Below are 16,602 nucleotides of genomic sequence, written 5' to 3'. Positions count from 1 at the left end.
GGGTCACATAGCATCAGACAGCTTTTGACATGATAATCAACTATTTCGCAGTGGCGCTTGGAATTTATTTCCAGTGGCTGATGTGTTTCGCTGCTACGTATGCAACGCCGGCCATTCCGTTGAGTCCTTGCAAATCCGGCGGCAGATTTCTCGTAATTTTACCTCTTCGGCCTTCCTGCTTTTCCTTGAAACATGACTAAACTATTACTGCCAGTTGCCAGTCTGGCGTTGCTGCTGGCTGGGCCGGCACTGGCTCAAACCACTAATTCCGGCACCGATAAGTTTGCCCAGCTCGGCACGGATCTGCCGACGCCCAACGCGTACCGCACGGCTTCTGGCGCGCCTGGCGTCGACTACTGGCAGCAGCGCGCCGACTACAACATCCGCGTTAAGCTCGACGACAACACCCAGTCTATCACGGGCTCCGAGGATATCACCTACACCAACTTGTCTCCTGATGTGCTGACTTACCTGTGGGTGCAACTCGATCAGAACATCATGGACAAAACGTCCATCACCACCTCCACCCAGGTTGGTCAGATTCAGGACCGCATGTCGTTCCAGGCTCTGGACTACTTGCAGCGCAGTGAGTTTGATGGTGGCTTCAAGATTTCGGAAGTGAAGATGAAAGGTGGCAAAGCCTTGCCCTACGTCATCAACCACACCATGATGCGCGTGGACCTGCCCACGCCGCTCCGGCCGCGGCAAGCTGTTACGTTCAGCCTAGCGTGGAGCTACAACATCAACGACCAAACCAAAATCACCCAGCGCAGCGGCTACGAGTATTTTCCCGAGGACAAAAACTACCTCTACGAAATAGCGCAGTTCTACCCGCGCATGGCCGTCTACTCCGACAACCAAGGCTGGCAGCACAAGCAGTTCCTCGGCAACGGCGAATTCGCGCTGCCTTTCGGCGACTACAAGGTGAGCATCACAGCCCCAGCCGACCACGTGGTGGGTGCTACGGGTACGCTCCAAAACGCCTCGGAGGTATTGTCGTCGCGGCAGCGGCAGCGGCTGGCGGAGGCTGTAAATGCCAAAAAGCCAGTGCTGATTGTAACGCCTATGGAGGCCGAGCAAGCTGAGCAGAAGCGCGCTGGCGGCACCAAGACCTGGACCTACAGCGCCAAAAACGTACGCGACTTTGCCTGGGCTTCGTCCCGGAAGTTCATCTGGGATGCCATGGGCATCAAGCAGGATGGCGTGCCGGTGATGTGCATGAGCTATTACCCCAAGGAGGGCAACCCACTGTGGGGCAAGTACTCAACCGAAGTGGTAGCACATACCATCAAGACCTACTCGAAATTCACGATTCCGTACGCCTACCCCGTGGCTATTTCGGTGCACGGCCCCGTAGGTGGCATGGAGTACCCGATGATCTGCTTCAACGGTGGCCGCCCCGAGAAGGACGGCACTTACACCGCCGACCGGAAATACGGGATGATTTCGGTGATTATTCACGAAGTAGGGCACAACTTCTTCCCGATGATTGTGAACTCCGACGAGCGGCAGTGGACTTGGATGGACGAGGGCCTCAACACCTTTGTGCAGTTCCTTACCGAGCAAGAATGGGAGCGGAACTACCCGTCGCGCCGCGGTGAGCCCAAGAATATTGTGGACTACATGCGCACTGGCAAGAACCTGCAAACCCCGATTATGACCAACTCGGAGTCGGTGCTGCAGTTTGGGCCGAACGCCTACGCCAAGCCTGCTACTGGCCTCAACATCCTGCGCGAAACTATCATGGGTCGGCAGCTCTTCGACTACGCGTTCAAAGAGTATGCCCGCCGCTGGGCCTACAAGCACCCCGAGCCCGCCGACTTCTTCCGCACCATGGAAGACGCCTCCGGCACCGACCTCGACTGGTTCTGGCGCGGCTGGTTCTACACCACCGACCACTCCGATCTGGCACTGGAAGCCGTGAAGTGGTACAAGATAGACTCCAAGAACCCCGAGCTAGAAAACACCGTCAAGCGCCAGCAGCTCAACAGCGCCCCGCAGACACTCTCGCAGCAGCGCAACCTCCAAGACATCAAAAAGACCTTGGTAGATGATAAGCCCGAGCTAAAAGACTTCTACAACAACTACGACCCCCTGGCCACCACCGATGCCGACAAGCAGCGGTACCAGCAGGTTGTGAAAGCCCTCTCGCCCGAGCAGCAAAAGCGTCTCAGCGCTGGCTTGAACTTCTATGAGTTGAGTTTGAAAAACGTAGGCGGCCTTACCATGCCGGTTGTCGTGCAGATGACCTACGAGGATGGCAAGCAGGAAGTGGTAAACATTCCGGCCGAAATCTGGCGCAAGAACAACGCCGAGGTAACCAAGGTCTTCATCACCGAAAAGCCGGTGGTAAGCTTCGTGCTGGACCCCTACCTGGAAACCGCCGACACCGACTTGAGCAACAACGCTTGGCCCCAAAAAGCCGCGCCGTCGCGCTTCGAGCTGTTCGAGCAGCAACAGCGCAGCCAACCCAACCCCATGCAACAACAGACTTCCATGCAGCAGAAAGAGCAGAAGCCTGGCAGCAGTACCAGTGGTGGCGGTGGCGGAACCAACTAGGTTTACCGTTATACTAAAAAGCTCAATGCAATGCATTGGGCTTTCTTTTTATATATACATTTACCTGCTCTAGATTACGTCCATAATCACCATCTTTTTCTTACATAATATGAGAACTATATTTCTTTCGCTTGTTTGTGCGACTACCTGTTTACTGGCGAGCTGCCAAGCCAAAGATTCAGTAAAGGAAACAAGCAACGAGCTGGTTTCGGAAGCGGGAATGCCATCTACTTCCACCCAGAACACTATACAAGAACTACTCTCCTTGTACCCACAGCAGAATTTACCTCTTCACCTTTCCACTAAAGAATTGAATGTCAGTTCCAAGAGTAAAAGTAGTTTTGTGGAGGGCAAGCTGATTCCTGAGCAGCTTCTGTCGGTGTTCGGGAAGGTGATTCAAAGCGAAGGCAATGATGTATTTGCAGTAACCAAAGTGCCTTTACCCGACCAGAAAATTGGCTTGATTACTCGGGTACCGGGTATGTACACTTCTAGCAAGCTCATGCTGTTTGTACTCGATCCGAAGTCAGGCGAAATTACCGGTAAGTGTGAGGTTGCCGAGACGTTTGGTGACGCCGGAGATTCTTATGTGCGGACTTCAGATATAAAGTGGGACGCAAACAAAGACCTACTCATTGCTATAAACCAGCAGAATTGCGCTCCTACCAGCGGAGACGATTTAAACAGTGTTGCGTGTGTTGATTCAACTTTGACGTATCAGTTGCGCGACAGCCAACTGGCATTACTTAGCCGCAAGCCTAAAGCCTAGTTGATAACAACAGACTCTCGCATACACAATGTCTAGGCCCACTTATAAAAAGCCCGCTTATAGCGGGCTTTTTGCATATTTACTGGCACAGTAAAACCTATTGTGCTTCTCTCATTACAAAAAAAACGCAACACTCATGGGACTTCTCGACGGCCTCCTTGGCAATGCTTCTGAAAGCGACGCCCAAGAAATTCAACAAGAGCTAACGCATCTACTTGCCACAGGCGAGCGAGTGGAGAAGGCCTACGCAGTTCTGCGCGACCTGCTAGTGTTCACCAACAAGCGCCTGGTATTGGTAGACAAGCAGGGCGTGACGGGCAAAAAGGTGGAATACCTAAGTATTCCTTACCGCAGTGTGGAGCGGTTCTCGATGGAAACCACCGGCCACTTTGATTTGGAATCGGAGCTAAAGATTTGGGTGCGTGGCCAAACTGACCCTATCAGCAAAACCTTTCGCGACGATAAAAGCATCCGCGACGTGAACCGGGCCCTGGCCGAGTACGCGCTATAGCGAAGCACGAACAGCAGCTTGCAACTTCTCGGGGCTAGGCGGCATCTTCTTTTTGATTGCTCCACCTTTTCAAGTTCAAGAAGATGTTTCGCCGCATCAGTAGCTTCCTAGTTTGCACCCTGCTTTTAAGCGCCTGGCAGTGCGAAGACCCTGAGTTGCAACCCGCTCCCGACTGCATACAGGCCAACGTAATCGGGCCCGACTGCCATGCCGCCAACGGCCGCATAGGCTACTATTTGCGTTTGGAGCACCCTGTGGCGGAATCGACAACGCAAGTCAATCCTGTCACCGGCGCCACCGAGTACGTAGTCAAGGCTATTAACGTGCCTGCTACCTATCAGCAAACAGGGGCAACCTTCTTCTGCACGGTGCGGCAGGCTACGGAGGCAGAATTAACGGCTATAGGACCTAAAACCGCTATCTGCTCGCAAACTGGCCCGTTTGCTTATCTCGAAAACGTCAGCGACACTGCCTGCACTACCAAGTAATACTTGCTAAGCAACAGAAAGCCCCTTAGTTACATCAACTAAGGGGCTTTCTGTTTCTCAGTATTTTGATATGATCATCCTACTACCTGCGCGTCAGGGGCGGGTACGGAGGGGTTGTATTGCGGAGTTTGCGCGTTCTGCTCGGCAGTGGCTTTGCCTTTGTCGTCCTTGAAATCGGAGCGTTTGTAGGGCCGGATGATAAGGCGCAAGGCTCGGTCGGAACTGGCATAGCTGAAGGCCCAGTCGATGAACGTTACCACCTTGTTGCGGAAGCCAACCAATGTCATCAAGTGGACGAACAACCACGTCAGCCAACCCAGGAAGCCGCTGAAATGCTTATTGCCAGGCAAATCCACCACGGCTTGGTTGCGGCCCACAATGGCCATACTGCCCTTGTTGAAGTACTTGAACTCCACTGGGGCTTCGCCGCGCAGCAGCCGCTTGAAGTTGTCAGCTAGTTGCTCGGCCTGCTGAATAGCTACAGGCGCCAGCATCGGGAAGCCCCGGGGCATTTCGTCGGTAACCATGCTTGCCACGTCGCCGATGGCGTAGACGTTGGTTTGGCCTTCCACCCGGTTCCAGCGGTTCACCTTAATGCACTTGTTGCGCGCAATGGCGTCGGCGGGCAAACCAGCTACTTCGTTGCCGTTTACACCAGCAGCCCAAATCAGGTTTTCAGTCCGAATAAATTCGGTGTCGGAGATGTACGCCTTACAATCCTCGAACCGTTTGACGGGCGTGTTCAAGCGCACATGAATGTTCATGTCGTCGAGGTAACGTTTGGCTTTGTCTTGCGCGAATTTCGACATCGGGCCGAGCACCGACGGACCCGCTTCCATCAGGTAGATTTCCATCTGGCGTAGGTCCAGTTCTGGATAGTCTTTCGGCAATACGTCTTTGCGCATTTCCGCTAGCGAACCCGCAATTTCGACGCCAGTAGGGCCGCCGCCTACAATCACCACGTTGAGGAGGGCTTGCCGCTCCTCAGGGTTTTCTTTCAGCAGCGCTTTCTCGAAGTTCTGAAACAGATAGCTGCGCAAATTCAACGCATTCGGAATGCTTTTGATTTGCATGGCATTCCGCTCGATGCTCTCAATGCCAAAAAAATTGGTTAGAGAGCCGGTGGCCAGCACAAGGTGGTCGTAGCGAATTTCCCCGATGCTAGTGGACACCACATTGCGAGCCGTGTCCACGTTTTGCACGGATGTCATGCGGAAAAAGAAATTCTTCTGGCCCGCAAATATTTTCCGGATGGGGTAGGCAATGCTATCGGCCTCTAGCGCACCGGTAGCTACCTGGTAGAGCAGGGGCTGGAAGTTGTGATAGTTGTTGCGGTCAATGACCACTACTTGCACGGGGGCACCGGCCAAGTCTTTGGCGAGCCGCAGCCCGGCAAAGCCGCAACCCACAATAACGATGCGCGGCTGCGAGGTAACAGGTATATTGGTATCCATTTCGAGTAGGCAAGGTCAAACAGTTCCTTAACTACAAAATGGGGGCTGGGGTTGCCTAAAAACCACTAGCTGAGCCGTACGGCCGCCGCGTGAAAGGCCTGTGTATCTAGCACAAAGCGCACACAGGTGCGCGCCAATAGCTACTTCTTGGCCATGCCCTTGCTTAATAGTCCTCGCCTTCTTTCTTCTTGAATTCTCCGTCTTTCACTTGCTTGATGAGCTGCAACCAGCTGAATGGGTTCAGAAGCGGGTTGTTGCTTTGGAGCGAAGGGCCCATGCCCATGCGGCGCTGTTGGTCGAGCTGCTGCATCTGCATGGTCTGGCGGTAGTTGCCCATGCTAGTCACAGGCGCATTGTTGAAAATGCGCCGCAAAATGTCTTGGTTGAGGTTCTCGGCGGCGCTGGAACCCCGCTCTTTAGGCAGGCGCAAGGCCAAGAAAGCTTCTTTGAACGCTTTTTCGGTGGCATAAGGGAAAACGCGCACTTCGGGCAGAACGGTAGCATCTTCGCGCAGATTCAACAGCACCGAATAGCTCTGGCGCTGGTAGTCGGGCGGAATAACCACGTATTGATTGCGGTAGCCTAAGCTGCGAATTACAATACTATCGCCGGTGAGTACGGGCAGCGAGAAGTAGCCGTAGGCGTTGGTGGCAGTACCGCGGCCCGCCTGTGGGATAAACACCGTAGCGCCGGGCACCCCAATCAGGGAGTCGCCGGTGGCCACGATACCCGTGAACTGCACCACGCGCGCTTGTCCTTGTGCTCGTGCCGCCGTAGGCGCTAGCCCTATCAGCAGCAACACGCAAAGTGCCAGCGAAAAACAAGATCGAACTATCACAGACATAGGGGGAATTACAGAGTACAAGTATACGGCTTCTTCGGGGGTCGCTGCCGGGTTTAGCGTAAATTTGCTGCGGCCCACGCCGGGCTGCTTCCCCTGCCATTCGTTTAAAGATGCGCCTCAAACACTTCAGCGTTGCATTTGGCCAGCAACTATTTAAAGCTTTCGGCGACGAGAGCCGGGTGCGCATTCTGCACCTGCTGTGGCGCAATCAGGAAATGTGCATCTCCGACCTGGAACAGGTCCTCGACTTCACGCAAACCAAAACGTCGCGCCAATTATTATATCTGAAAAATGCAGGATTAGTGAATTTCCGGCGCCTCGACAATTGGATATTTTACTCGATTCAGGGCGAAGGCACTGAACTGGTGCAACAGCTGTTAAGCTACATGGAGCGTGACCCGCAGCTTGTGCGCGACCAGCAGATTTACCAAACACTCTGGTCGAACCGAGAACTCGCCGCGTATAAGCTGCAAAACCGCCGCTGGACTGGTGTAGCACCAGAACAGTAAGCGGCAAAGTGGGCTGCGCTTGTCGTAGTATGTCCTCTACTACTTTGTAGAGTATTCCGTTCCGTTACCTGTCGCTTAATCCTCGAAATCAGTGATTCACCTGTTTGTTTGTACTGCTCAGAAAACCGAAGTCGGCAAAGACGTTGCCCGGGCCCTGAAAATAGAGTTGAAAAAGCAGGACCTGAAGTCGGTGGTGCGCAAAGGAGAGAAACACAAAACCCGCGTTCAGCTCAGCAACTGCCTCGACCAATGCAAGCACTGCAAGAAAGGTGCTGGCGCGGCCCTAATTGTGTATCCGGAGGGTGTGTGGTACGGCGACGTGAAGCCCAAAGATGCCGCCGACATTGTACGGGAACACTTCGGCGAAAACCACCCCGTCAAACGCTTGTTGCTGGAAGAGTAGCAAACCGCCTGCTGCCCCATCGAATTATTTGCTTCCCTAGCTGCTACCTACCCTACTTGAAAACGTACCGCCACCTCTTCTTCGACCTAGATCATACGCTGTATGATTTCGAGACCAACGCCAACGAAACGCTGCGGCAACTATATGCGCACCACAAGCTGGACCGCTTCGGTGCCTTCTCGGTAGAAGATTTCATCCGGGTGTACAGCGACATCAACCACGGGTTGTGGCGGCTTTACCAAGGCAACAAAATCACGCAGCAGCAACTTCGCGCCACCCGTTTCCCGCGCACGTTCGTGAAACTAGGTTTACAGGAAGCCGATGCCCCAGCGGGCATGTCCGAGGAATTCACGGATATCTTGCCGCAGAAATCAGCCGTATTTCCCTTCACATTTGAAGTGCTGGATTATCTGAAGCCTAAGTACGAGCTGCATCTGATTACCAACGGCTTCCGCGACATGCAGTACACCAAGCTGAACTCGGCGGGCCTCACCCACTACTTCCAGGAAATTGTTACGTCTGAATGTTGCGGCCACCTCAAGCCCGACTGCCGGATTTTCGAGCATGCCTTGGAACGAACCGGAGCGAAAGCCAGTGAAAGCCTGATGGTCGGCGACAACTTGGAGTGCGACGTGCTCGGCGCCCACAACGCCGGCATCGACCAAGTGTACTTCAACCCTGAAAAGCGGCGGCACTTCGCTGAAACCACGTACGAAATAAGCTGTTTGAGCGAGCTGAAGACGTTTTTGTAGTTTCCGGCCATATTGCAAGCACTTTGCATGCCCACACCTTATGAGCGGTAGAAACAACCAAGACATTTCCGCTCTGTTCCCGCTTTATCTGATTATCTTTTTTATACTGAACTGGGGGGTTTGGTGGCATTATCAAACCCTGCGTGGGCCAACTGTGCTGGCTACCGTGGTTGATAAGCACACCCAATACCACAAGAACACCTACCACCACTACCTCGACTTGCGCTTCATCACCCTCGACAACCAATCCATCAGCGGTGAGTTGCAGGTTGATAAGCACAACTACCCTGCCTTCCAGGTAAACGATAAGCTCCCGGTTAAGTATGCCCGAGAAGCCCCCGAGGAATTTGCTTTCCTTGGCGAGCCCTTTTTCAATGCGCTGGCTGTGGGAGGCTACGGGCTCCTGGTGCTTATTCTCGTCAGCAGTGGTATTTCCCTACGTCGGAAATACAAGCGTAGAAACGCTAAAGCACGGGGGCAGAGGCAGCCGCCCGCTCCTGCGTACTCCGCCGTTAGAACGTTGGCATGGACTGCGGCCGGGGTTGTAGCGTTTGGTTCGGGCATTGTCAGCTGCCGCCGTGCCTCAAACGAATTATCGGATGCGGCTACACCCCGTGAGTATGCTCACGCCACCGTGCTCCGCGTGCAATACCTTCCTGCTACCAGCTTGTGTACGGCATTGGTGCGCTTTCCCTTGGTTGACTTTGACTCTAGTACCGTGCAGGTGCGCGTGCCGCTTACCGCTGAGCAGCATGCACTCCTACGAGCAAAACTGTCACGCCCCCAAACCCAGCCACTTGAAGTACTGGTAGCGTATCCTACTGCGGCGCCTGAAGAGGCTACGCTGGCGGACCAGGAAAGACCTACCTCGTCGCCCTACAACACAGTAGGAATTGTGCTGTGTACCTTAGGAGCTTTGGTGGTTGGTATCAATCTGGAGAAGTACGTGCGAAATTCCAACAACTGGTAACGCCCCTACAAACACACATCTTTTTGCAACTCCTTGGCTGTTGAAACAATGCATCTTCTTGGTTTTTCGGGGCGCCGCGGCAGCGGCAAGGATACCGTAGCCCGCCTCATACAAGAGCTGCAACCCGAGCGGCAGTGGCAGATTCGGTCAGTCGGTGAACCTATCAAGGCGGTGTGCGCCGCCTTGGCTGGCGAAGACACGCTGCCATACTACTCTCAGGAAGGCAAAACTGAACTATTGCCGCCTTTTGGCCGCACCCGCGGCGAGATGCTACAGCAAGTAGGGTTGGCGCTCCGCCAATGGGAACCCGATATCTGGGTGCAGGCTTTCTTCTCTCAACTGCCGCCCAACCAGTTCACACTGATTCCCGACGTCCGCTTTCCCAACGAAGCTAACCTTATTCGGAGCCGCGGCGGCCTTATGCTCCGTGTAGAAGGCGACCCGCTCCACCAGCGAGGCGACGGCACTCGTGATGATAATCACCCGAGTGAAACTGCCTTGGATGACTATCCACACTTTGCCGCTACTATCTACAACACAGGCTCTTACACCGATTTAGAGCAGCAAGTCCGAAATCTGCTTGGCGTGTTATAGGACGCGTAGCGTCCTGATTGAGCTAGGCTATCCGTAGTAGCGCAACTAAACAGTGATGCCAGCTCTTTATCGAGGGCATCGTTTTCCTTTGCTACTTGCTGGCGTTGTGCGCTACAACTCTAAACCAACCGTCAAGATTTTGCGCATTGCGCCACGTAGTACTCCCCTCTAAACTTGCTTAACAAAGACTATGGAAGTTGGCATTGATAGTTTTGCTTCCCACCTGCTGCAAAATGGTGGCGAATCTCTTAGTGGTGCGGAGGCCATGCGCCTACTACTCGAGCGTATCGAGCAAGCAGACCAAGTTGGCTTGGATGTGTTTGGTATCGGGGAGCACCACCGCGCCGAATACCTCGATTCAGCCACCGCCGTCATTCTGGCGGCGGCAGCGGCCCGCACCAAGCGCATTCGCTTAACTAGCGCCGTGACGGTGCTTAGCGCTGCCGATCCAGTGCGCGTGTTTCAGGAATTTGCCACGCTCGACCTTATTTCACAGGGCCGGGCCGAGATGGTAGTGGGCCGCGGCTCTTCCACCGAAGCCTTTCCCCTCTTCGGGTTTAGCCTGAACGACTACGACCAGTTATTCACTGAAAAGCTCGGCCTGCTCCTCACCATCCGTGACCAAGAGCACGTCCGCTGGACAGGCAAGTTTCGGCCCGCGCTTACGGGCCAGGGCATTTATCCGCGGCCAGTGCAAGCTCCGCTACCCATTTGGCTGGGCGTAGGCGGCACTCCCGAGTCGTTCGTGCGGGCTGGGGTGTTGGGTCTGCCCCTTATGGTGGCCGTTATTGGTGGCAACACGCACCAGTTCCGCCCACTCATAGACCTCTACCGCGAAGCGGGCCGACGGGCCGGACATGCACCAGAACAACTTAAAGTGGGCTTACACTCGCTCGGATATGTTGCACCCACCACGCATGAGGCGCTAGAAGGGTTTTATCCGGGTTACGCCAGTACCTTCAGCAAACGCGCCTTGGAGCGGGGTGGCAGACCCGTTACCAGGGCCCAGTTTGATGCGCAAGTAGGGCCCCAGGGAGCCTTGCTGGTGGGCAACCCTGAAGAAGTGGCAGAGAAAATACTGCGGCACAGCGAAGCGCTGGGTGGCATTTCCCGCGTAACGTTTCAGATGGACGTAGCCGTACTGCCCCACGATAAAATTCTGCAAGCCACCGACCTAATAGGCACCCGTATAGCGCCCCTGTTGCGTTGAGCTATAGCTTGCATTTGCGTTGAGCGTGTAAGTGGTGCTTGTTGTGCTAAGTGCTTTTGCGCGCAGAGGGTGGGCATTATACGTCGGCGTAGTGTTTACTTAGTTTCTGCCTGGATTTCGTGTACCAGCATCAGTAACTGGTGCAGGTTGGGCGTCATACGAAGGAGTACCACCCGTTACCAGCCGTGGCCAACCATCCACGTATTCCAGCCGGTCGAGAAGCATGACGCGGCGGGAGTAGCCTTGGTCGGCGTCGATGGCATCGAACTTCGGTTGGCGTGGGTCGATGGCATGATAGGCCAGCCAATCTTGGTCGGCCGCATCGGTTACTACGCAGTTGTGGCCCGGCGCGAGCCACTGCTTGTTGCCTTCAAGCAACATGGCGTAGGGGTCGTTGGTGGCTTCGGCCAGGGTTTCGAAAGGGCCGGTAGCGGTACGGGAGCGGGCTACCAGCACACCGTAGTGCGCCTCATCACCACAGCAGTTGTTGCCGGAATAGAACAGGTAATACCATCCGTCGCGTAGTACCACCCAGCTGCCCTCTATCAGTTGGTCGTAGCGCTTTGGGTCACCCGCACCAGCTGGCTGCACTAGCACTGTGGTTTCACTGCCGGGCACGAAGGAAACCCGATCTTCCGCTAGCTCACGCACCATTAGGGGGCCGAAGCCAGAGCCCCAGTACAGGAGCCGCTTCCCAGTGGCTGGGTCGTCGAAGGTCATAGGGTCGATGTTGAGGAAGCCGGTGCCGCACAACAGTGGCGTTCCTATATCGGTAAAGGGGCCAGCTGGCGTGTTGGCAATAGCCACCGCTAGGCACAGTCCTTCATCGTCATCAGGCAAGGCGGAGTAGTATAGGTAGTAACGGCCTTCGTGCTCACTCACATGCGGCGCCCATAGCTTTTGGGTGTTGCTAGCCCACACAGGTTTCATTGGAAGCGCTTCCCCCAGATAGTCCCACTGCACCAGGTCTGAGGAGCGGGCTACTTGTATATTGAGAATGGCACCGTGGCGCTTGGTTTGGGTGCCGTAGGCGTAGTACCAGCCATCGGAGGCACGAATGATCGTGGGGTCGGGAAAGTCGTCGTCCCAAATGGGATTCGTATAAAAGGAGGTAGGCATACTGGCAGGTATAGTATCAAGTATAATGGAGGGTACGGATAGTTCCTTGTTCAGGGTTGAAGTACATACTATGTACGGGTCGAAATACACATCGTGCCTTACTGCTCGTATCATTTCTACCAGGTGGCTACCTTTGCTCCACCCTTCCCCATTACCTACATCAGTAACTACCCCTCATTATGGCCAACGGCTTTTTCAATGTTCCCGCTCCTGTCAACGAACCCGTCAAGGCATACGCCCCCAACTCCCCGGAGCGCCTAGAGCTGCTTAAAGCCATCAAGGAGCTCAAGCAGATGCAGCGTGACATCCCCATGTACATTGGGGGCAAAGAAGTCCGCACCGGCAACACCCAGAACATCACCCCGCCTCACGACCACCAGCACCTGCTCGGTCAGTTTCATGAAGGCGACGCCTCGCACGTAACGCAAGCCATTGATGCTGCTCTCGCGGCCCGCGCTAACTGGGCCGACATGCCGTGGGAGCACCGCGCCTCTATCTTCTTGAAGGCGGCCGAACTGCTGGCAGGCCCTTACCGTGCCCGCATCAACGCGGCCACCATGCTGGGCCAAAGCAAAAATGCCTACCAAGCGGAAATTGATGCAGCCTGTGAGCTGATCGATTTTTTCCGTTTCAACGTGCACTTCATGCAGGAAATCTACACGCAGCAGCCGGTATCGTCGCCGGGCATGTGGAACCGCTTGGAGCACCGCCCGCTGGAAGGCTTCGTGTTTGCCCTCACGCCCTTCAACTTCACCTCTATTGCCGCCAACCTACCTGCTTCAGTAGCCATGATGGGTAACGTGGTGGTGTGGAAACCAGCTTATACCCAGATTTATTCAGCTCAGGTGCTGATGGAACTGTTCAAGGAAGCAGGCGTGCCGGATGGTGTTATCAACCTAATTTATGTGGACGGCCCCGTAGCTGGCGACGTTATTTTCTCGCACCCCGACTTCGCCGGCATTCACTTCACCGGTTCTACGGGCGTCTTCCAGCAAATCTGGAAGACTATCGGCCAGAACATCACCACCTACAAGAGCTACCCGCGCATTGTAGGCGAAACTGGTGGCAAGGACTTTATTCTGGCTCACCACTCAGCCCACCCACGCCAGGTAGCCACGGCCATCACCCGTGGGGCGTTTGAATACCAAGGTCAGAAGTGCTCGGCCGCAAGCCGTGCTTACATCCCCAGCAACATCTGGGACGAGGTGAAAGGCTACTTGCAAGAAGACTTGAAGTCGTTCAAAATGGGCGACGTAGAAGATTTCTCGAACTTCATCAACGCCGTTATCAGTGAAACTTCCTTCGACAAGCTGGCCCGTTACATTGATGCAGCCAAGCAGGACGAAACGGTTGACATCATTGCCGGCGGCAACTACGACAAGTCAAAAGGCTACTTCATTGAGCCCACGATTATCGTTACCAAGAACCCGCAGTATGTCACGATGTGCGACGAGCTGTTCGGCCCCGTCATCACGCTCTACGTCTACGATTCGCAGGAATTCGAGAAGACGCTGGACCTCGTAGACGGCACTTCGCCGTATGCTCTTACTGGCGCTATCTTCTCGCAAGACCGTTATGCCATCGACTTAGCGTCGAAGCGCCTAGTGCATGCGGCTGGCAACTTCTACATCAACGACAAGCCAACCGGCGCAGTAGTGGGCCAGCAACCATTCGGCGGCGCCCGTGCCTCCGGTACCAACGACAAAGCCGGCTCCATCCTCAACCTGCTCCGCTGGGTGTCGCCGCGTGCCATCAAGGAAACCTTCGTGCCGCCAGTTGATTACCGCTACCCCTTCATGGGCGTAGAAACCGGCGAAAACCTGAACGTTACCGGCCAGGGCGGTTTCTAAATCAGAAGTTAGCAAGCACCAAAAGGCCGCTTCAGTAGCTCTGAAGCGGCCTTTTGGTGCTTAAATCCGTGAGTACCACTATTGCCACACAATGGGGACATTGCGGAATTCAAGGTTTATGGTACGCCCTATATTGACATCAGAAAACACCATGCAGGTCAACACTTGAAAGCTTTTGGTTGCAGGCAATATCTTAGGAATAACCGCTCTGGTTTTAATGGCTACGTCCGTAGGCACCTTGTTGCGAATACCGCCCGAACCAATTTGAATATCGAAAGTGCGGTACTCTTCACCTGCTGCATCAACTCCAGTTATTTGCTGGAATTGTAAGTCGCGAGTAGGTCCTGTATTTTTTAGTAGCAGCTCCACACTTACAGTTTGCGTCTTGCGGTTGCCTATGCATCGAGCGATAGTAACCTCCACTTTCTCTACTATTTCTTTCTGAACGTTGGCTGTGGCTGTAGATGTAGCTGTGGTGGCTACAGGTTGAGCCGAGGTAGAAGCCGTGAGTTTCTTACCAGCATTGTTGCGCAGGTAAGTATTTTCCGCCTTCAATCGAGCTACTTCTGACTTAAGAAAATCGCAATCTGTTGATTGCGCTTGAGCAGTTGAGGAAAGGAATACGGTGCCTAGGGCAATACTTAACAGAGGTAATTTCATTGTAAGTAAGTGATAAGGATGAAGGAATTGGGTTGCACAAGGTAGGCAGTGCTAGCTATTTTGCCTTGATGGCAGTACCAGCGTGTAGGTCCATTTTGCTAATAGCAAGGAAGACCAAACAGTGGAATATCGATCATTCCACTGCCATCATACCCCGACCTTTGTTCCCAACTACCTAGGCCCTACCTTTGCCCTTCAACGCCGTTCTCGAACGGCCTTTTCCCGTTGATGTCTATGCTTCTCGCTGTAACTACCAATTATCAGCCGCAGGACTTTCTGCCCATCATCGTGCAGTTTGGGCTAGCGGTTGCTTTCGTGGCCTTTGCCATGATAACCTCTCACCTACTAGGTCCGCGCCGCAAGAGCGTGGTGAAGGATGAAGCATTTGAGTGCGGTATCGAGTCGGTGGGCAATGCCCGCACCCCGATTTCGGTGAAGTACTTTCTTACGGCCATCCTATTCGTACTTTTCGACGTGGAGGTCATCTTTATGTACCCTTGGGCGGTGAACTTCCGGGCCTTAGGTACCGACGGCTTCATTGAAATGGTGGTGTTCTTGGCACTGCTATTGGCTGGCTTCGGCTACGTCATCAAAAAAGGCATTTTACGCTGGAACGAGGCGTAAACAAGCAAACCTTTATTGGCTGGCTGGTGTTGGCAAAGAGAGGTTTATGCTCCTTTAATCTGACTTTCACTCATGGATAATAGAGTTCCCGAAATCAAAATGACGGAGGCGCCGGACGGCCTCGAAGGAGCCGGCTTCTTCGCTACGTCGCTCGAGAAAGTAGTAGGTATTGCCCGCGCCAATTCGCTCTGGCCCCTGCCTTTCGCCACTTCGTGCTGCGGCATCGAGTTCATGGCTACCATGGGTGCCCGCTACGACATCTCGCGCTTCGGTTCCGAACGCCCTAGCTTCTCGCCCCGGCAGGCTGACTTGCTGATGGTGATGGGTACCATTGCCAAGAAAATGGCCCCTATCGTGAAGCAAGTGTACGAGCAGATGGCGGAGCCTCGGTGGGTATTGGCTATGGGTGCTTGCGCTTCTTCGGGCGGCATCTTTGATACCTACTCGGTGCTGCAAGGCATCGACCGGATTATTCCGGTTGATGTGTACGTGCCGGGCTGCCCACCCCGTCCTGAGCAAGTGCTCGACGGCCTGATGCGGGTACAGGACCTCGCCAAAAACGAGTCTATCCGCCGCCGCAACTCGCCTGAATACCAAGCCCTGTTGGCTTCTTACAACATCAAATAGACCACAGACATTGCGCACGGAGGGGCGAGGCGCCTGCAATCCTTTGCTTACCCTCTCCGTGCTCACTTCTACCGCTAAATGGCTGACCAAACCGTAGAATCACCTGACGCTCAGGAAACCGCTGCCGAACTTGATCCGGCCGCGCAGAAGAACAAGCAGTTGCTCGACCTTCTGTATCGTTTGTTTGGACAAGACGCTTTCACCGATGTGGAAGAGCCTTACGGCTTCCTGACCGTCACGACCACACGGGAGCGAATCCACGATATCATTGCCGGCCTTCAGCAAGATCAGGAGTTGCAACTCAACTTCCTGACTACTATGTGCGGCATGCATTGGCCGGAGCGCAAAGACCAGGAGCTGGGCATGGTATACATGCTGCATAGCTTGGTGCATAATGTCCGCCTGCGGCTGAAAATTTTCTTTCCGATTGGCGACCCGCATGTATCAACGTTGACCGACCTCTACTCCGCCGCCAATTGGATGGAGCGCGAATCGTTCGACTACTACGGTATCATTTTCGTTGGGCACCCCAATCTTATCCGCATCCTCAATGTGGAAGACATGGACTACCACCCCATGCGCAAGCAATACGCGCTGGAGGATGGTACCCGTGAAGACAAAACCGACTTATTCTTCGGCCGTTAGGCCCCTGATACCTA

The 16,602-nt window shown here is 54.3% G+C and carries 18 protein-coding genes; 14 read left to right on the top strand and 4 right to left on the bottom strand.

What is annotated here, in order from left to right:
• Positions 1–192: 192 nt before the first annotated feature.
• The 4 genes from MTX78_RS03370 (at position 193) to MTX78_RS03355 (ending at position 4,327) form a co-directional block, all read left to right on the top strand.
• Entirely contained in the window at positions 193–2,559 is a 2,367-nt protein-coding gene (locus MTX78_RS03370) for a M1 family metallopeptidase (protein WP_243799904.1), read from the top strand.
• Between the two features lie 109 nt (positions 2,560–2,668).
• Positions 2,669–3,328, top strand: coding sequence for a hypothetical protein (locus tag MTX78_RS03365; RefSeq protein ID WP_243799902.1), 660 nt, complete (start codon positions 2,669–2,671; stop codon positions 3,326–3,328).
• Between the two features lie 136 nt (positions 3,329–3,464).
• Positions 3,465–3,839: a PH domain-containing protein gene (locus MTX78_RS03360; RefSeq protein ID WP_243799900.1), complete on the top strand. Its 375-nt coding sequence runs from the start codon at positions 3,465–3,467 to the stop codon at positions 3,837–3,839.
• Between the two features lie 56 nt (positions 3,840–3,895).
• Entirely contained in the window at positions 3,896–4,327 is a 432-nt protein-coding gene (locus tag MTX78_RS03355; protein ID WP_243799899.1) for a hypothetical protein, read from the top strand.
• A 74-nt stretch (positions 4,328–4,401) separates the two neighbouring features.
• Here MTX78_RS03355 and MTX78_RS03350 read toward each other — a convergent pair whose 3' ends face one another.
• Together MTX78_RS03350 and MTX78_RS03345 are read right to left on the bottom strand one after the other, a co-directional pair.
• Entirely contained in the window at positions 4,402–5,781 is a 1,380-nt protein-coding gene (locus MTX78_RS03350) for an NAD(P)/FAD-dependent oxidoreductase (RefSeq protein ID WP_243799897.1), read from the bottom strand.
• Positions 5,782–5,944: 163 nt separating this feature from the next.
• On the bottom strand, positions 5,945–6,619 hold the full coding sequence (locus MTX78_RS03345) for a carboxypeptidase-like regulatory domain-containing protein (RefSeq protein ID WP_243799895.1): 675 nt from the start codon (positions 6,617–6,619) through the stop codon (positions 5,945–5,947).
• 116 nt (positions 6,620–6,735) lie between these two features.
• Between MTX78_RS03345 and MTX78_RS03340 the strand changes: the two genes are divergently transcribed.
• From MTX78_RS03340 to MTX78_RS03315, 6 genes are all read left to right on the top strand, one after another.
• The gene (locus tag MTX78_RS03340) at positions 6,736–7,134 is read left to right on the top strand and encodes an ArsR/SmtB family transcription factor (protein WP_243799894.1); all 399 of its coding nucleotides are present in this window, start codon (positions 6,736–6,738) and stop codon (positions 7,132–7,134) included.
• Between the two features lie 91 nt (positions 7,135–7,225).
• On the top strand, positions 7,226–7,537 hold the full coding sequence (locus MTX78_RS03335) for a (2Fe-2S) ferredoxin domain-containing protein (protein WP_243799892.1): 312 nt from the start codon (positions 7,226–7,228) through the stop codon (positions 7,535–7,537).
• 56 nt (positions 7,538–7,593) lie between these two features.
• On the top strand, positions 7,594–8,289 hold the full coding sequence (locus tag MTX78_RS03330; protein WP_243799890.1) for a YjjG family noncanonical pyrimidine nucleotidase: 696 nt from the start codon (positions 7,594–7,596) through the stop codon (positions 8,287–8,289).
• 40 nt (positions 8,290–8,329) lie between these two features.
• On the top strand, positions 8,330–9,259 hold the full coding sequence (locus MTX78_RS03325) for a hypothetical protein (RefSeq protein ID WP_243799888.1): 930 nt from the start codon (positions 8,330–8,332) through the stop codon (positions 9,257–9,259).
• A gap of 48 nt (positions 9,260–9,307) precedes the next feature.
• Complete coding sequence (locus tag MTX78_RS03320) at positions 9,308–9,853, top strand: hypothetical protein (RefSeq protein WP_243799886.1); 546 nt, start codon at positions 9,308–9,310, stop codon at positions 9,851–9,853.
• Positions 9,854–10,043: 190 nt separating this feature from the next.
• Positions 10,044–11,063 (top strand): LLM class flavin-dependent oxidoreductase, encoded by a 1,020-nt coding sequence (locus MTX78_RS03315; protein WP_243799884.1) that lies wholly within the window; start codon positions 10,044–10,046, stop codon positions 11,061–11,063.
• 99 nt (positions 11,064–11,162) lie between these two features.
• On the opposite strand, the gene MTX78_RS03310 is transcribed toward MTX78_RS03315, so the two are convergent.
• Positions 11,163–12,182: a glycoside hydrolase family 43 protein gene (locus MTX78_RS03310; protein ID WP_243799883.1), complete on the bottom strand. Its 1,020-nt coding sequence runs from the start codon at positions 12,180–12,182 to the stop codon at positions 11,163–11,165.
• 179 nt (positions 12,183–12,361) lie between these two features.
• Between MTX78_RS03310 and pruA the strand changes: the two genes are divergently transcribed.
• Entirely contained in the window at positions 12,362–14,032 is a 1,671-nt protein-coding gene (gene pruA, locus MTX78_RS03305; protein ID WP_243799881.1) for an L-glutamate gamma-semialdehyde dehydrogenase, read from the top strand.
• A gap of 78 nt (positions 14,033–14,110) precedes the next feature.
• Here the strand turns inward: pruA and MTX78_RS03300 are convergent, their stop codons facing one another.
• Positions 14,111–14,692 carry a hypothetical protein gene (locus MTX78_RS03300; protein WP_243799879.1) on the bottom strand — a complete coding sequence of 194 codons (582 nt, stop codon included), beginning with the start codon at positions 14,690–14,692 and terminating at the stop codon, positions 14,111–14,113.
• 234 nt (positions 14,693–14,926) lie between these two features.
• Between MTX78_RS03300 and MTX78_RS03295 the strand changes: the two genes are divergently transcribed.
• The 3 genes from MTX78_RS03295 to MTX78_RS03285 all read left to right on the top strand — a co-directional run bounded on the left by MTX78_RS03295 (position 14,927) and on the right by MTX78_RS03285 (position 16,588).
• The gene (locus MTX78_RS03295; protein WP_243799877.1) at positions 14,927–15,316 is read left to right on the top strand and encodes an NADH-quinone oxidoreductase subunit A; all 390 of its coding nucleotides are present in this window, start codon (positions 14,927–14,929) and stop codon (positions 15,314–15,316) included.
• Positions 15,317–15,388: 72 nt separating this feature from the next.
• The gene (locus tag MTX78_RS03290; protein WP_022824371.1) at positions 15,389–15,943 is read left to right on the top strand and encodes an NADH-quinone oxidoreductase subunit B; all 555 of its coding nucleotides are present in this window, start codon (positions 15,389–15,391) and stop codon (positions 15,941–15,943) included.
• 78 nt (positions 15,944–16,021) lie between these two features.
• Complete coding sequence (locus MTX78_RS03285) at positions 16,022–16,588, top strand: NADH-quinone oxidoreductase subunit C (RefSeq protein WP_243799875.1); 567 nt, start codon at positions 16,022–16,024, stop codon at positions 16,586–16,588.
• Positions 16,589–16,602 lie beyond the last annotated feature (14 nt).

The organism is Hymenobacter tibetensis, assembly GCF_022827545.1.
In the GTDB taxonomy this organism is placed as follows: Bacteria; Bacteroidota; Bacteroidia; order Cytophagales; family Hymenobacteraceae; genus Hymenobacter; species Hymenobacter tibetensis.
This window is presented reverse-complemented; position numbering and strand designations above follow the sequence as displayed.

Excerpts from the sequence above, each read along its gene's own strand:
- MTX78_RS03370 (WP_243799904.1), top strand. The coding sequence starts at position 193 with ATGACTAAACTATTACTGCCAGTTGCCAGTCTGGCGTTGCTGCTGGCT.
- MTX78_RS03365 (WP_243799902.1), top strand. The coding sequence starts at position 2,669 with ATGAGAACTATATTTCTTTCGCTTGTTTGTGCGACTACCTGTTTACTG.
- MTX78_RS03360 (WP_243799900.1), top strand. The coding sequence starts at position 3,465 with ATGGGACTTCTCGACGGCCTCCTTGGCAATGCTTCTGAAAGCGACGCC.
- MTX78_RS03350 (WP_243799897.1), bottom strand. The coding sequence starts at position 5,781 with ATGGATACCAATATACCTGTTACCTCGCAGCCGCGCATCGTTATTGTG.
- MTX78_RS03340 (WP_243799894.1), top strand. The coding sequence starts at position 6,736 with ATGCGCCTCAAACACTTCAGCGTTGCATTTGGCCAGCAACTATTTAAA.
- MTX78_RS03325 (WP_243799888.1), top strand. The coding sequence starts at position 8,330 with ATGAGCGGTAGAAACAACCAAGACATTTCCGCTCTGTTCCCGCTTTAT.
- MTX78_RS03320 (WP_243799886.1), top strand. The coding sequence starts at position 9,308 with ATGCATCTTCTTGGTTTTTCGGGGCGCCGCGGCAGCGGCAAGGATACC.
- MTX78_RS03315 (WP_243799884.1), top strand. The coding sequence starts at position 10,044 with ATGGAAGTTGGCATTGATAGTTTTGCTTCCCACCTGCTGCAAAATGGT.
- MTX78_RS03310 (WP_243799883.1), bottom strand. The coding sequence starts at position 12,182 with ATGCCTACCTCCTTTTATACGAATCCCATTTGGGACGACGACTTTCCC.
- pruA (WP_243799881.1), top strand. The coding sequence starts at position 12,362 with ATGGCCAACGGCTTTTTCAATGTTCCCGCTCCTGTCAACGAACCCGTC.
- MTX78_RS03300 (WP_243799879.1), bottom strand. The coding sequence starts at position 14,692 with ATGAAATTACCTCTGTTAAGTATTGCCCTAGGCACCGTATTCCTTTCC.
- MTX78_RS03295 (WP_243799877.1), top strand. The coding sequence starts at position 14,927 with ATGCTTCTCGCTGTAACTACCAATTATCAGCCGCAGGACTTTCTGCCC.
- MTX78_RS03290 (WP_022824371.1), top strand. The coding sequence starts at position 15,389 with ATGGATAATAGAGTTCCCGAAATCAAAATGACGGAGGCGCCGGACGGC.
- MTX78_RS03285 (WP_243799875.1), top strand. The coding sequence starts at position 16,022 with ATGGCTGACCAAACCGTAGAATCACCTGACGCTCAGGAAACCGCTGCC.